Here is a 17,908-nt window from a genome sequence, read left to right on the forward strand (position 1 = left end):
CTTTAAAACCAAAGCCCTATGCGGTTTGTGATGAATGCCTTAACACGCGAAATGAAAATCAAATCAAACCCAAATAATAACATTAATGCAAAGAGTGTGGAGGCTAGGAAATAAGGAGCCCAGACCTTCACCTACTGTTTACCAACACAAACAATATAATTATGATGAGAAAACTACTTGCCAGAATGGGGTGGGTGGCTCTTGGGAGTCTGTCCCTCACGATAACCGCTTCCCCAACAAGCGCCAGTTCCCTAAAGGGGGAGGTACTGAAAATCGACAGTTACGAGGGCAGCGACTTTGCTGATCGAGCAGAAATTGATATTCAAGGAACCGTTACGGATTCATCAGGAGAGCCGCTTTTAGGAGTGAGTATCTTGGTGAAAGGTACCACCACGGGTACCATTACCGATATGGGCGGTAATTTTAGTCTAAGTGATATTCCAGAAGATGCAGTGCTTAAGGTGTCTTTTATTGGTTTTAAGAGCCAAGAGATTACCGTTGGCGGAAAAAGCCAATTGGAAATTGTTTTAAAAGAAGATACTCAAGGGTTGGAGGAAGTAGTGGTGACAGGTTATACTTCCCAAAAGCGAGAAAACCTTACCGGTTCAGTAGCCATCGTGGATGGTGATAAATTGCAGGACATTACTTCCCCCAATGTGGGGAATATGCTGCAAGGAAAACTGGCAGGGGTAGATGTAAGTGCTTCTTCGGGAGCACCCGGAGCACTTCCCAAGATTAGGATAAGGGGTAAAAATTCCATTCGATCTTCAGTGAACCCTATTTGGGTAGTGGATGGGGTGATATGGCACGGAACACCAAATATCAACCCCGCTGACATTCAAAGTATATCAGTTCTGAAAGATGCCGCATCCGCAGCATTGTACGGTTCTAGAGGAGCAAATGGTGTCGTCGTCGTGACCACTAAAACCGCCCAGGGAGCCAATACGAGCACTATTAATGTAAGTGCCAAGACGGGTGTTTCCCTGTTCAATACCGGCGGATTTGATATTTCCAATAGCCAAGAAATGTATGACTTATGGGGCCAGTTTCCAAACCAGAATGCAATTCCAGACTATTATAATGAAGAACTCCTGAATACCGATACCGACTGGTTGGATGTTGGAACACAGGCAGGTACGGTGCAGGATTATAACCTGAGCTATACAGGAACGGCAGATAAGACCAGGATTTTTGCTACTGGTAATTATTATAATGAAGAAGGTTCTGTAAAAGGCTATACCTATGAACGTATGACAGGCCGAGTGAATTTTGAATATGATATTTCACCAAAATTCACCATCAAACCAAAACTGGCCGCCACTTATATCAATACCGAGAACAGGCAGCACAGCATCTATGACATGTATCGTAACCTTCCTTGGGACAATCCCTACGGGGAAGATGGCAAGCCAGTGAACCCTCAGGAAGGGGATGTGACTTGGTATGGAAGGGACAATAGTAATTACCTGTATGACCTCCAATGGAACCACTCCACCGGGGATACGGTAAATGTCATGGCCAACGTGGATTTCCAGTATGATATCACGGAAAATCTATCCTTTATCTCTACCAATAACATCACCTACTATGAAGCAGAGACCTTTTCATACACAGATCCAAGGTCAAATAGCGGACTGGCGGACAATGGACGCCTGTATAATGGGATAGGAAAAAGAACCACGCGTTTTACCAATCAAATGCTATCGTATAATAAGGCCATCAATGACCATACGATCAGTGCTTTGGTAGCCTATGAGTATAATGATTATGTTTACAACAGTTTGAGTGCTACAGGGAAGGGAATAGTACCAGGTGCATCTATCATCGGCAGTACTTCTGAGCCTACGACAATAGGAGGAACCAAAAATGATTATGCATTCCAGTCTTATCTCTTCAATGCTAACTACGGTTACAAAGGCAAGTATAATGCACAGGTATCCTTTAGACGGGATGGTGCCTCGCGTTTTGGGGCAAATAACAAATACGGAAACTTTTTTGCCATCAGTGGATCGTGGAATATCAGTAGAGAGGAATTCTTCAACAGTCAGGCATTTGATTATTTAAGGCTAAAAGCATCTTACGGGGGTGTCGGGAATACACCAAATTCGCTGTATCCGCAGTATGAACTTTATTCACTGAATGCCCAGTATAATGGTGACCCAGCAGCCGTAGCTTCCACACTGGGCAATGATGACTTGACCTGGGAAAAAACCTATGATACCAACATAGGCGTGGAATTTGGCCTATGGAATAGATTGACCGGAGTGCTGGAAGTCTATAACAAAAGCACCAGTGGGCTGCTCCACTTTGTGCCTCTTCCAGACGTGTCAGGCTATACAGGATACTTTGACAATATCGGTGGTGTGAGAAACAGAGGGATAGAGTTTTCCTTGGGTGCTGATGTGCTGAGCACTGCTTCTGGTTTCAACTGGCATTTGGACTTTAATATTGGCAAAAATGACAATGAGATCACCGAGCTGTATGGCGGGAAAAGCCAGATTTCTGGTAACACTATCATAGAGGAAGGTGAAAATATCGATACCTGGTACATGAGAAAATGGGCCGGTGTGAATCCCGAAGATGGTACGCCACAGTGGGAGCAAATAAATCCATCTACTGGCGAGACAAGTATTACAGGATCCTATTCTGCTGCCACCCTACAGAAGGTAGGAACTTCCACTCCGGATTTCTTTGGAGGGCTTAGCTCTAGCATGGAGTACAAGGGAGTGTACCTCAATGCCACCTTTGCTTATTCAGAAGGGGCGATGGTGTACCAGGCGGCCCGTGAGCTTTTTGATAGTGACGGAGCGTACCCTACCTATAATTTCATGAGACTGCAAGAGGGCTGGTCGAGATGGTCTACTGACAATCCCAATGCAACACATCCGCAGCCGATTTATGGAGGAAACAACAATGCGCACAAAACCTCTTCCCGTTACCTGGAAGATGCCAGTTATCTGAGAATGCGAAATGTAACCTTGGGATACACTATACCTGGTCATATTACAGATGCTTGGAAAATAGGAAGCTTGAGTGCTTATTTCTCTGCGGATAACTTGATCACGATCACCGATTATTCGGGCTTGGATCCTGAAGCAGCTGTGAATGGAGATGGATTTTCTCCTTATCCACTGCCCAAAAGACTGACCTTCGGTGTAAACCTTTCTTTCTGATCTAAAAAGTTACGAAATCATGAAATACCTAAATAAGAAATATTGGATTGGGTTGGCGGTGCTCACCCTGTCCGCTTGTAATATAGATAGAAGTCCTTACGATTCCATTACTTCCGATGACTTGACCAATTCAGAAACCAGTGCCCAGTCGGTGACATTGGGGAATTATAGCCGAATGAAAGGATGGAGTGATAATTGGCACCGCCTTTTTGAATACCCTTCCGATAATGTGGCCCTTAGTGGCACCACTACAGACCCGCTGTTTTTTACCTATAATTACCAGCGGATTCCAAATGGATCCCGGGCTGCCGGCTTCTGGAGAAGTTCTTACCAGATCATCGTAGGTACTAATAAGGTGATCGAGGCGGTAGAGGAAGGGAAGTCTGATGCCGATGATCAGTTATTGGCAGAAAACTATTATATCCGTGCATTGATGCACTACCAGCTAGTGAATATTTTTGGACGGCCTTATGTACAGGGAAGGGACAATGAAGGCGTGCCTTTAAAGCTGGATGGTGATCCTGAGCGCATTCCTGTAAGATCTACTGTAGGCGAGGTCTATGATCAGGTAGCATCAGACTTGCTACGGGCTGCCTCGCTCTTTACCGCAGATAAGTCCAATGTATATGCTACAAAGGAGGCCGCTTGGGCATTGCTTTCAAGACTATATCTGTACATGGAAGACAATACCAAGGCCATCGAATATGCCGATATGGTGATCAATTCAGGGAAATTCAGTTTGGTAGCTACTGAGCGGTTGGCGGACTATACCAAGCTTGCTCCTGAGTCAAACTCAGAGACCATCTTTGCGATCAAGTTTATCCCTGATGCTGATTATGCCAGCAACGGCTGGTACACAGTAGGCTCATTATATGCCAATATCCAAGGTACTGGCTGGGGAGAAATGTATGCTTCCAGAAGGTATTTGGAAATGGTCAGGGAATACCCGGAAGATCAACGGTACAACTTTATCAAGCCAGTAGTGGTGGATGAAAGCATCACTTGGGCATTATATGTGGATGATAGCTATTCTTACAAATGGAAAGAGGTAACAGCCTCAGGGGAAGATTATGTGTACACAGAAGACGGTCAGCAGAAGATGCTGGAAAGGGAAAGTGACGGCCATGGAGGGTACCACTATTTCATCCAGACAGCGCAAGGGCGCAAGCGAGTCCTGATCGACAATAAACTGGATGTACGGAACGGCTTTCCTAAGTACTATGTGCTTAAGTGCTCTGGCCAGGAGGATCAGGTACATCTGTGGTCACCTGTAATATCAAGATTGGCAGAGATGTACCTGAATAGGGCCGAAGCCAATGCAAAATCAGGAAATGATGCGATGGCGTTGGAGGATGTAAACCTTATCCGATCCAGGGCAGGCATTCCGGATGTTGGGCTGCATACTATGGCAAATCTGGGAGATAAGTCTGTATTGGATGTAGTGTTGGAGGAGCGTCAGCTCGAACTGGCCTATGAAGGGCACAGAAAGATGGATGTATTCAGAAACGGTAGAACGATGAACAGAGAGTATCCGGGTACCCACTTATCCGGCAACAGCCCAATCTATACCATTCCAGCCAATGATAATGCAGTGGTGGAATACTTGCCTGAAGGACAATTGCTCATCCATGATGGACTGACGCAGAATCCTTGATTTAACAGCTTTCTTGCAAAAATCCTGAGCCACCCGCTTTAGCGGGTGGCTTTTGTTGTTTAAAACGTGTGATCGCAGGTAAATTATGTTCTTGACCAGTTGCTAATGTTTTTTTAGGGCTATTGGATAAGGGTTTTGGTGCTGTGTTTTAAAGTTAAAATGACAAGAAGTAGGCGAATTATGGCAGATTTTTACCTTGCTGTGTCATATAAATATTTTTAATAATAATTGATTTTTTTGTAGCTAATTTTGATAAGTGTAAGAGATAGTGGTCTGTCCTTTAGAAAGGGTAACCTGCTATAAATACAGCTTTTTGGATGTTTTTTTTTGTGATATAGTGTGTTGGGCATAATGTTATAACGTGATAAGCATCCAATTATGTTACTGAAGGGTATTTTTAAATAATAATGTGTGGGATTGGAATAGTTATATTTTGCTAGTGAGCAAATTAGAGCGGTGGTGAAAAATACGTTTTCAGTCATGAGTGAGAAACATAGGACCTTTACAATTATTTAAATGATTTTAATTTATGGCATCAATTTTTACCAAACCAATAACGTGTAGGGACGTTTCGGTTTTAATTCTACTACTTCTATTATCCTTTCAGGTATCGTATGGACAAGGGACCAAAACGTTGGCAGATGAAATGACTTACTCAAGTCCGAATGTGCCAGCAGGACTCTTAGATTTTCCTCCTTACAATAAGGAAACAGTAGAAACCCCTCAGAATGCAACGGTGGACGATGAGAATTTCGCTCGGCTGCTGGCCAGCCCGGGGATAGCTTTGGGCTTGGGCTCGTATCACGGGGAATTGGAACTAAAATACCCCTCCGTCTTGCCGGCCAATACTACTACCTATATCAGGGTAGATGGGAGTGATGGTCTTTTTAATTTGCTCCTTGGAGGAAGCCTTGGTGAGCTATTAGGAGATGTACTAAGCCTTGTTGCACTCGGACAGCAAGAATTCACTATCATCGCACGAAATGGTAGCACTGATGTGTTTTCCAGGAGTACCACCCAAGGATTCGATACAGCCAGGGCACGTGTGATCACAGGGGCAGATGGAAACTTTTACATTGCCATTACCCCAGATGGGGAATATGACCGGGTGTTTATAGAAAATGGTTCATTATCATTGCTTGGATTGGGTGATGAGGTGAACCTTGATGTTTTTAATGCCTTCAATTATGAATCTGCCAGTATCTGCGGAAACCCTGTCGGTACCTCCTATGATGTGAGCGGGGTAAACCTAGACCTGCTGAATTTGTCTGGTTCTGCTGCGGATGATCTTCATTTTGCCATTGATGGTGACGAAAGCACCTATACTGCCCTCAGCCCGGGTGTTTTGAGCGTCGCAGGCGTATTGGAGCAGCATTTTTACTTCGATGGCCTGGGCAAGGACACCGATGAGGTGATGGTGACATTCAGTGCCAATCCGGATATATTGGATGTTAATTTACTTGGAAACATTGAATTGGTGGTCTACAATGGCGACACTGAGGTGGGCCGTCAGGATTTGGAAAATCTAGGCAGTGACCTGTTGGGCATCGCGCAATTGGACCTGCTGGGTTTATTGGTAGATGGTGAGACCGTTACCTTTACCATGACTCCGGGGTCGGCTTTTGACCGGTTTGAAATAGAAGTGAGTACCTTGGTGGATTTGGGGACTTCCCAGAGCTTAAGGGTGCACGAAGTAAGCCGCACGCCAGGGCGTCCAGTGATCGATGGGGTGGACGATGAACAAAATATGTTGGTTTGTGCCGGTGAAGATGTGACGCTGAATGCTGCCGTGGCCAGTGGAGATCAAGTGAAATGGTACGATGCTCCTACTGGTGGTAATTTGCTGCATACAGGGGCCAGCTTTCATATTGGCCAAGTAGGTGGCAAATCCACTTATTATGCAGCTACTGTACGGACTGGCTGTGCCGAAGAATCCATTCGAGTGCCAGCCACGGTAGACATCAATAAGAACCCGTTGATTTCATTAAACGGATCTGCGGTTTATAATATGGCCATTGGGGACTCCTTTATCCTCCCGGCTGCTACAGCGGTCAATGAGGATGGATCCGATGTTCCTGTTACCTGGGCGGCATTGGATGGTGCGCCATTTACCGCTCCAAACATAGCAGGAGAATTTACCCAAGGTGGCAGATATGTATATCGTGTATCGGCTACTGGGACAGAATGCACCAATTTTGTAGATGTAGTAGTAAATGTATTCGATCCTGATGGATGCCCTCCGGTATATAATAGAAGGTATGCTACCAGTGCAGATGATTTCACGACCAGTAGCCTGCTGGGACTACAGCTTGGATCGGTCAGCGATGAAGAATCGGCGGCAGGAGATGACATGAAGGATTACTCCGAACTATTGGAGACAGTGGGCACAAGCTTACTGGGACTGACAGGAGAAACCTCCCAAACAGTTCGCTGGAACACCATGGTGCCTGCTGGTACGCCGGTTTCCATCAAGCTGGGTAGAGAGTATGGAGCTGCGGGTGTAGCGGGAGGAATTTATGTTCAGGCGGTCGATGGAGACCCTGTAAATGGCGATGAGCTTTTGGGCGTTCGTCAAGTGGCTGATGCCAACCTCGTATCGGCCGTAAATGGCATCAATGAATTTGTCTATACTTTTATACCGGTGGACGCCAATGGCGTGCCGGTGCCATATAATGCAGTAAAAATCTCCTTGGCCTCACTGTTAAATGCTGTGCAGCAAGTAAGGGTGTATGGAGCCTACTACCATGAAACCAGCACTACGCTGGAGAGTTGTACTTTTGGAAAGCTGGACTATTTGACTGGATTTGAAGCAGTTATTGGTGGGTTGGACGTGGCCAGTGGATTGACCTCAGTGACTGATCCTGGCTTAGCTTTTGACAATGATGAAAGCACTTATGCGGTCATGAACAATGCCGTCGGTGCCAATGTCAGCACCAAGCTGGATGTGACGTTTGCTGCTCCGGCAATTGCAGGAGACTCCGTATTTATAAAAGTAGGAGCAGCGACAGGATTGTTGGATTTGACATTGCTGGAAGGATATACCATTCAGCGATATCTGGGCAATCAGGAAGTTGGTGAGCCATTGGATGTAGGATCAAGTCTTCTTGAATTGCGCTTGCTGGAAGGAGATACAGAACAGGCATTGACATTTATCAATGACACGCCTTTTGATAGAATTAAAATCCTGACAGGAGGGGTAGTAGAAGCCATCGATAACCTTCGGGTATATGAAGTGAAGCTCATCCCGCTTGGTGAATTGGACAGTGAACAGCACGATGAGGCTACGGGAACGGATTATATTGAGATTTGTCCAGGAGATATCATCGAATTACCCGATGCTAGTTGTGACCAAATCAAATTCTATACTGACGAGACCGGTAATATAGAGATTACCATAGACGAAATAGCCGATTGGGCTCCAGGGACCGTACAGACCGTGTATTTGCAAGTAGTGCGATTTGGCTGTGAAAACGGTATCGACAGAAGGCCAATAGAAATCAGGGTCAAAGAGTCTTCAGACGATTTGCTGGATAATATCTTGGTCAATGGTGTCGATGCGGGGGCGTTCTGTCCTTCTGAAGGACCTGTGACGCTGGAAGCCAGTTTGATCTCTGATGCTCCATCTGGGGTGACCTACCAGTGGTTTAGCGATAATGCCGGTACTCCTGAGCCACTTTCTGGTGAGACCAGTGCCACAGTGGAACTTTCAGGGCTTGCTGCGGGAGATTATACTTATTATGTATCACTTACAGCAGGTGAGTTCTGTACCGCAGCCCCAATCCCGGTGGACTTTACCATCAATAGAAGCGCTACCAATGACGATATAAATATCGATGACCTCACACAGTGTGTGGGTGTGCCTGCGATGTTGTCGCCATCCAGTGGTATTGCCAACCCGGTATTTACCTGGTATTACGATGCGGCCAAAACCGCTCCAATCACAGATGGAGATACGGATGGTGGTATATCTTATGCGATAAATGCTGATGGAGAGCTGACCATTACCGGAATAGCAGACGGTGCCAGTGAAGTAGTTTATGTGACTGTCACAGGTGATGAGGTTTGTGAAAATGTAGAAGGCAAAGAAGTGACCGTGACGATATCGGATGATCTTCCTGCACCTACGTTTACCACGGCAGATGTGAGCCTATGTGGAACGGGACAAGAAGCCGTATTTGAGGTGACCAATGAAGCAGGTGGATTTATCTATGCAGTCTATGATGCTGAGACTGGGGGATCGGAAGTGACCACCGGGGTCAGCATAACAGATAATATCATTACCCTAAGCAATGTGACTGCAGATGCATCATATTGGGTAGCTGTAAATGCTGCTGGAGGCTGTGTCGGTACAGTCAGAAGTGAGATCAGCGTTACCGTACTTCCAATTGCCAATGCAGCTGATCTGGAAGTAATTGGTGCTCCGATCTGTGAAGGGCAAACGACCACCTTGTCCGCTTCAAGTTCGTCAGTGACCAACCCTATTTTCAGATGGTACAGCGATGCTGATCTGACCAATTTGATTTTTGAAGGGTTTGAATATGAAGTTTCCCCTTCTTCGACCACCACCTATTATGTGACTGTTCAGGGGGATGGTATTTGTGAAAATGTGCCTGGAACAGCCGAAGCCGCCACACTGACTGTAAATGAAGTACCAGATGTGCCGGGCGTATCAGGCGATGTGAGGATCTCTGAAGGTTTCGGTACGATGCTCAATGCATCAGCAGGAGAACCTGCTCCAGCTAATGTAGAAATCGTTTGGTATGATGAAGGAGGAAATGAACTGGCCACTGGAGCCTCTTATAATACTGGGCCATTGAGTCAAGGAACCTATACCTATTATGCACAAGCCAGAAATACCGTTTCCGGCTGTACATCAGCAGGCAGAGGAGAAGTGACCGTAACCGTTGGCCCTCCCAATCCAATAGAAGATTGTACGATTGCCAATGCACAGACCAATGGCACTGATCCTGTATGTGTGCTTTGTACCGTGGAAAATCCAAACAATGCGGTGGATGGCGATCTCAATACCTATGCCAGGTTTGTAGCACCAGCCTCCGTGTCGGGCGGCGTGTGGCAAGAACTTAAATTCCCTTCCAATGGAGCGGCAGGCGATACCATTACGGTAACCATTGGCAGTGGAGGATCCTTGATCGACTTGGGCTTGCTCAGTGGTTTGCAATTCGAAACCTATAATGGTGCCACTTCCAATAGCGATGGTGGGGTAGTAGATGATAATGTTATTGATCTAAGGCTTCTCGAAGGTCAGGATGACAAAGCCGAGATCGTGTTTGTGGCCGGGGGTAATTTTGATCGTGTACGTATAAGCTATATGCCATTGGCAGGTGTCCTGAACAGCGGATGGAGAGTTTATCAGGCACAGATCAATTATGCCGCACCGACAGCCATTAGCACAGGTGTCGAAGTATGCTCAGGAGACATGGCCACCTTGTCCGCCACGCCAGGCGATGGGACGACGCTAAGGTGGTATGATGCACCAACTGGCGGTACCATGCTGGAAGAAGGCAATTCCTACACTACAGGAGCTTTGACGACTCCAGGTACAGTGACTTATTATCTGGCAATTGTAAAAGGTGCCTGTGAAGATCCTGACAGGATTCCGGTGGACGTAGTGGTGAAGCCAAGCCCTACAGCTACAGATATAACAGTATCAGGAAATGAGAATCCGATTTGTGCCGATGTGCCTGTGGTACTGACGCCATCGGTGGCCACGGGTAGTACACTGGTAACGGCCCCAGGAACCTTTAGCTGGTATCTGGATGCTGACCGTACCATGCCGATCAACGATGGTGATGTGGATGGAGATATCAATTATGCCATTGATGCCAATGGTGTGTTGACCATCACGGGTCTAAATGCGGCCAGTAGCCCTTACACTTATTTCGTAAGTGTATTGGGAGATAATGGATGTGAAAATGTGCCTGGTAATCTGAAAGAAGCGCCTGTGACCATCAACAAAAATGCCACAGATGCTGATATAGGGCTAGCTGACGAAATTACCCAATGTGTAGGTCTACCTGTGACACTCTCTCCGGCTACTGGTATAGTTGACCCAATGTTTAATTGGTATTTGGATGAAGCCAAGACGATGCCGATCAATGATGGAGACACCAGTGGAAGCATGACCTTTACCATAACTCCTACAGGAGCACTGGAGATCGATGGCATCGCCGAAAACAGTAGTGAAATGTTCTATGTCACCGTAAGTGGAAGGAATGTTTGTGAAAACACTGCTGGAAAAGGTGTGAATGTAAGGACTACGAATACACTTGATAAGCCTGTTCTTAATCAGTCGGATATGGTGGTGTGTGGAGCCGGTAATGATGCGGTTTTTGATGTTACCAATTCCACTAGCGGACTGATTTATAAGCTATATGATGCAGAAACTGGTGGTAATGAAGTGACCGAAGGAATTTCCATTTCCAATGATATCATTACCCTGGAAAATGTCAGCGCGGATGCTACCTACTGGGTAGAAGTAAACGGGACTACGGGATGTGCCGGTGACGAGCGGACCAGCATCTCTGTTACCGTAAATGCGGTAGGCACAGCTGCTGATATAAATGCGGGTGATGCCACCATTTGTGCCGGAGATTCCTATACCCTGAGTGCAAGCACCAGCACGATTGATAGTCCAGTGTTTACCTGGTACACGGATGCCGCCTTAAACAATGTGTTGACCGACCTAACTGTATCGCCGTCCAGCACAAGGATGTATTATGTGACCGTAAGTGGAAATGGTGTATGTGAGAACCCTCCTGGAGATGCCAAGGCTGTTACCATTACCGTTAATAGAAATGCGGTCAAAGCAGATATAGAAACCACAGATGAGACCATTTGCGAAGGAGATACCTTTACCTTGTCAGCAAGTAGCCAAACAATTACCGATCCAGTGTTCACTTGGTATAGTGATGCATCATTGACTACACCACTATCCAGTACCGATGTCACCCCGACTGCGACGACTACTTATTATGTAGCTGTATCGGCAGATGGGGTATGTGCCAGCCTACCAAGTGAGGCAGAAGCCCTTACCGTGACGGTAAATCGTAACGCTGGTGCTGATGATATTGTGGCGGAAGGAGCAACGATCTGTGAAGGAGACAGCCATACCTTAAGTGCGTCCAGCAATACAGTGGATGCCACAGTATTTACCTGGTACAGTGATGAGGACTTGACAACGCCATTGAGTGGGACAGAAGTATCACCTACCGCGACGACTACTTATTATGTGACCGTAAGTGGAGAGGGTGTTTGTGAAAATAGGCCCGGAACAGCTAAAGATGTAACCATCACCGTAAACAGAAACGCTGGAGCTGATGATATTGAAGCGGAAGAAGCAACGATCTGTGAAGGAAACAGCTATACCTTAAGTGCGTCCAGCATTACAGTGGATGATCCAGTATTTACTTGGTACAGTGATGAGGACTTGACAATGCCATTAAGCGGAACTGATGTTACGCCTGCTGCGACCACTACTTATTATGTTACTGTAAGCGGAGTGGGGGTTTGTGAAAACAAACCTGGTAGTGCCAAGGCCGTCACGATTACGGTTAATAGAAATGCGACCCAAGAGGATATAGATGCCAGTGGTGGGACAATTTGTGCAGGAGATACATTCACCCTTTCTGCTGCCAGTACCACGGTAGAGAGTCCAGTGTTTACGTGGTATACTGATGCGGCCTTGACCACAGAAGTGACAGACCCTGAAGTAATGCCTGCGGCTACCAGGACATACTATGTAACCGTGAGCGGAGAAGGCGTTTGTGCCAATAATCCTGATGAGGCTGTGGCAGTGACCGTAACAGTGAACAGAAATGCTACTTCATCGGATATTCAAGCTGATGGCGGAACAATCTGTGAAGGAGACTCCTTCCCCTTGAATGCTACCAGCACGACAATTGATAGCCCTGTATTTACTTGGTATACAGATGCAGCATTAACCAATGAGCTAACCGATGCTACGGTTAGTCCTGAAGTGACTACTACTTATTATGTGGCCGTAAGTGGTGATGGTGTATGTGCCAATAAGCCCGGGCAAGGAAAGGCAGTGACTGTCACAGTGAACAGGGGTGCTTCCGCGGATGATATCGAGGCCGACGGGGCCACGATCTGCGCAGGAGATACCTTTACACTTGAAGCGACGAGTGCTATCAGCAATGCTTCCTTTACATGGTATAGTGATGCGGCATTGACTAATCCGATCAGCGATCTGGAAGTCTCGCCCACTAGTACTACCACTTATTATGTAACAGTGACGGGTGCAGATGTTTGTGAAAATGCATCAGGAGACGCCAAAGAAGTGACCGTCACGGTCAATAGAATCGGTACCGCTTCTGACATTCAGGCAGATGGAGACACGATCTGTGCCGGTGGAAACCATACGCTCTCGGCTACCAGTAGTATTGACAATGCCACATTCAGATGGTATGCTGATGAAGACTTGACTACCGAAATCACCAATGCTGTGGTTAGCCCTTCAGCCACGACAACATACTATGTGACCGTTAGTGGTGACGGTGTTTGTGAAAATAGGCCTGGGACTGCAAAAGCAGTCACCGTAATGGTGAATAGAAATGCTACTGCCGGGGATATTGATGCCGATGACGGGGCAATATGTCCTGGCGAAACCTTCACCCTTTCAGCCAATAGCAGTGTGGCCGGCTCGGTATTCACATGGTATGAGGATGCTGGCCTGACGACGGAGCTGACGGGTATGGATGTAATGCCTACCGCTACGACTACCTATTATGTGACTGTCCAGGGAGATGGGGTATGTGAAAACAAACCTGGTGAGGCCTTAGCAGTGACAGTAGCCGTCAATTCAGTGCCTGCTCCAACTACCGATATGACAACCCAGACCTTCTGTGGTGCAGGTGGAGGAACAATAGCGAACCTTCAAGTGAACGAAGCGAATGTTGTTTGGTACGATGCTGCTACTGGCGGAAACAGATTAGATGCATCTGAAGCACTCGTGGAGGGTATGACCTATTATGCCGCCAGGGTGGATGTCAATACAGGTTGCGAAAGTGCCGATAGGTTGGCCATCATGGTAGCCGATTGTGCCCATCTGGAGGTAACCAAAACGGCAGAACTACCAACGGTAGTGGTCGGCCAGATGTTTAATTATACCATTGCCATTACGAATACCGGTCTGGTACCCGCCCAAAATGTGGTCGTGACCGATGATGTGCCTGTGGAGCTCCAAGTCTTGGAAGCCTCTCATGACGGCGCTATTTCCGGCAATAATGTCACTTGGTCAATTGCTGCAATTGGAGCGGGTGAGACCCTGGAATTGACGCTTGGCGTGATGGCGCTTACTGAAAGCCAAGGTGTAGTGAACAGTGTCACAGCGGACAGTGATAACTCTGATCCAGATGATGACGATTCTGATCCTACTACCATACTAAGTGATGATGTAGATTTGGCGATGGATAAAGTAGTTTCTGCTCCAGTGATTGAGATCGGTCAGGAATTTACTTACACCCTGACGGTGACCAATAAAACAGCCACACCTGCACTGAACGTGACACTGACGGATTATATGCCGGATCAGGTGAGGTACCTAGGATCCAATGCCCCAGCGGATATTATCGAGAACTATGATGCAGCCTCTGGAGAATTGACCTTCACCATTCCTGAAATACCTGGTGAAACAGTAGTAGAAATCCTGCTTCGTGTGGAGGCGCAGGACAGCGGTTTGGTAACTAATTCCGCAGCAGTGGAAGCCGCTGATCAGGTAGATCGTTTCGAAGGTGACAATACAGCTACCATTAGCCATGATCAGTTGGAAATCACCATACCGAATGTATTCTCTCCAAATGGTGACGGTATCAATGACACTTGGGAGATCGAAGGGCTGACAGAGCTTTATCCTGACAATGAAATCATCGTGGTCAATCGATGGGGAGGGGAAGTATTCAAGACTTCCAACTACCAAAATGACTGGGATGGTGGCTCCTTGGATGAAGGTACTTACTACTACAGGGTAATCATCAGAGACGGAGATACAGGAAGAGAAACGGAGTTTACTGGATACGTAACCATTTTAAGATAAAGAATCGATGAAAAGCTTAAAATACATCTTGATAGTAGCGGGGATCATTTTTACTTGCATGGATGCAAAAGCACAGCAAGCTCCCGTTTTCAGTCAATACATGTTTAATCCCCTGTTCTTGAACCCGGCATATGCCGGGTACAAGCAACAGATTTATCTGCAGAGCTATTACAGGAAGCAGTGGACAAATGTCCCGGGAAGCCCGGAGACATTTGCGATCTCCGGCGATGGACTGATTACCGATACCAATGTCGGAATAGGTGGTCATATCATGGTCGATCGTTTGGGGGCGCAGAAAACCACGGGAGGATATGCCAATACAGCCTATCACCTACGGGTTTCCAATGAAGGCTATTTGAGCTTTGGACTTGGTGCCGGTTTGGTGAATACCAGTTTGGATGGCTCGATGCTGAACCCGATGGACCCTTCGGATCCGTCGGTGTCCAGTGGTAACGAAAGGGTACTTTATCCTGATCTTAGGGCGGGGTTATTTTACTATAACCCGAAATTCTATGCTGGGCTATCTGCAGACAACTTGTTTTCCTCCAGTTTTAATTTTGACAATGGAGCAGTGTTGGTACAACCTTCTTCGAATATGTACCTGACAGCAGGTACGATCATAGATGTGTCCTATAATGTTGCCATAAAGCCATCTGTCCTTTATGTAGAGGATTTTAATGGGCCTTCAAGATTGGATTTGAATGCGTTTGTGCTGCTGGGCGAAAAACTTTGGCTGGGAGCTTCGTACAGGACTTCTGTTAACCTTCAGGGAGAGGAGTTCCAAGGGGAGACCAAGCGGCCCGTGTCTGTTGTGGGCCTGGTAGAGTTTTACGTAAATGACCGCCTGAGGATTGGATACGCCTATGATCATAATGTTTCCGGATTCAGTACCAAGGCATTTTCTACGCATGATTTCTCTGTAGGGTATTTGTTCCCGCCAAAACGCGTGAAATTAGTTTCTCCAAGATATTTTTAATTCAGATATATGATGAAAAGAACTACCTACTATTTTCTTACGGTATTGATATTGGCTGGGGTCTGTTCATGTTCCAGTTTGAAAAACAGGGACTTGATCAAGGGCGACCAGCAGTATGAAATGCTTAACTATGCCGTGGCGGTAAATCACTACCAAATAGCATGGGAAAGGACAGAACTACCGGAGGTAGCAAGAGGATTGGCAAAATCCTATTTCGAGATGAGGGAGTTTGATCTTGCCGAGTCTTGGTATGCTAGGCTGGACAGGGATGATCAGCTTACCAATGAGGACAGGCTTGATTTTGCCAAGGCGCTGATTGCCAATTCCAAATTCGATGAGGCACGGATGCAGCTGATCAGGTACAACCGCTCTGAAGCCACTGAAGTAAGCCAAGAGGAAATCAATAATTTGCTCGAAACGGTAAAAGAAGCCAAAGCATTGCTAAATGCATCCAAGGACGTGCGAATGACCAACCTAAAAGATGTAAATTCCTCTTTTGCCGATTTTGGGGCGTTTGTCAGGGATAGTACTTTGGTTTTTGCCAGTGATCGAATGGATCAAGATCCAGATAAGATGAAAGTGGATGAATACAATGCCCTCAGAAGTGATATTTACGGATGGACTGGAAATGGCTATTTGAAGGTGTATGAAGCCACCGGTGACTGGGATAAGTATGATGTCGATACCGTCGTGAAGCTAGATGAGTATAAGAGTGACCATCACAGTGGGCCGATATATGAGACAGAAAACATGGTGTTTTGGGTAAAAGCCGGTAAGCCTGGTGATAAGAAAAAAGGTGATAATGTAAATAAAAAGAACTATACGCTCTATCCACAGGTGTTTTACCGGATGAAAACAGATACTGTTTGGGGAGAGCTTAAAGGTTTGCCTTTCAATAATCCCTACGAGTATTCTGTGAGCGATCCCTTTTGGGATGAAAAAGAAGAACGGCTTTATTTTTCATCGGATAAGCCAGGAGGTTATGGCAAAGCAGATATCTACTACAGTAAGTTTATGGGAGAGGAAAAATGGTCCGAGCCGATCAATCTTGGTGATGAAATCAATACGTTTGGAGATGAACGGACGCCGTTTGTAGATAAGAAAGGCCAGCTTTATTTTTCCTCAGATGGAAGAAAGGGACTAGGCGGACTGGATGTTTTTATGAGTAAGCCAAAGGGCAATAACTGGGAAAAACCAGAAAACCAAGGAGCACCAATAAATTCCACTCGTGATGATTTTGCTTATTTTATCAATCCAGATATTCCCGACAGGGGTGTAATCTCTTCTGATCGACAAGGAGGGGAAGGCTGGGATGATATTTATGCTTTTGTGCTGGACATTAACTCCAAAATTTTCCTTAAAGGTACCGTAAAGGACAAGGAGTCCCTTGAACCACTTCCCAATGCCGTGGTGGTGCTGTCTGATAGAAGTACCGGTACCGAGTTTACCTACGTTACAGATGAAGAAGGAGAATATGACTTTCAGCTGAATGAGGAGACCGTTTACGATATCGAAGGCAAAAAGACAGATTACATTACTGCTGAGATCAAAGGATTGAGCACTAAGGGAATTAGGTTGTTTGCGGATAGTACGATTGTCCGGGACCTGTACCTTGATAAGATTGAAATCGGCAAAACCATTGAGCTGGAGAATATCTACTATGATTTTGACAAGTGGGAGATCCGTCCGGATGCTGCATTGGAACTTGATAAGCTGGTGAAAATCCTGGAGGACAATCCAACAATGAAGATTGAGCTGAACTCCCATACTGACAGTAGGGGCTCAGATTCCTATAATCAAACACTTTCTGAAAAACGCGCCCAATCGGCAGTGGATTACATCATCTCAAGAGGTGTGTCCAGGGTGAGAATAGAAGCAAAAGGGTATGGTGAATCAAGACTTCTGAATGAATGTGACGATGGCATCGAATGTACCGATGAGCAGCATCAGCAAAACCGTCGTACTGAATTTACCATTGTAGATTATTAAGCAATAAGGACTTTTTATATAAACTTTCACTGGGAGGAGGG

General features: G+C 46.2%; 5 protein-coding genes. All 5 read left to right on the top strand.

Going from position 1 to position 17,908, the window contains the following annotated elements:
* The first annotated feature begins 161 nt into the window (after window positions 1-161).
* Window positions 162-3,173 carry a SusC/RagA family TonB-linked outer membrane protein gene (locus tag FKX85_RS10215; RefSeq protein WP_229239820.1) on the top strand — a complete coding sequence of 1,004 codons (3,012 nt, stop codon included), beginning with the start codon at window positions 162-164 and terminating at the stop codon, window positions 3,171-3,173.
* Window positions 3,174-3,192: 19 nt separating this feature from the next.
* Entirely contained in the window at window positions 3,193-4,827 is a 1,635-nt protein-coding gene (locus FKX85_RS10220; RefSeq protein ID WP_141614633.1) for a RagB/SusD family nutrient uptake outer membrane protein, read from the top strand.
* Between the two features lie 646 nt (window positions 4,828-5,473).
* On the top strand, window positions 5,474-14,902 hold the full coding sequence (locus FKX85_RS10225) for an Ig-like domain-containing protein (RefSeq protein WP_141614634.1): 9,429 nt from the start codon (window positions 5,474-5,476) through the stop codon (window positions 14,900-14,902).
* 7 nt (window positions 14,903-14,909) lie between these two features.
* Window positions 14,910-15,878 carry a PorP/SprF family type IX secretion system membrane protein gene (locus FKX85_RS10230; protein ID WP_141614635.1) on the top strand — a complete coding sequence of 323 codons (969 nt, stop codon included), beginning with the start codon at window positions 14,910-14,912 and terminating at the stop codon, window positions 15,876-15,878.
* 9 nt (window positions 15,879-15,887) lie between these two features.
* Entirely contained in the window at window positions 15,888-17,867 is a 1,980-nt protein-coding gene (locus FKX85_RS21810; RefSeq protein ID WP_141614636.1) for an OmpA family protein, read from the top strand.
* The last annotated feature ends 41 nt before the right edge of the window (window positions 17,868-17,908 follow it).

It is taken from the genome of Echinicola soli, from assembly GCF_006575665.1.
In the GTDB taxonomy this organism is placed as follows: Bacteria; Bacteroidota; Bacteroidia; order Cytophagales; family Cyclobacteriaceae; genus Echinicola; species Echinicola soli.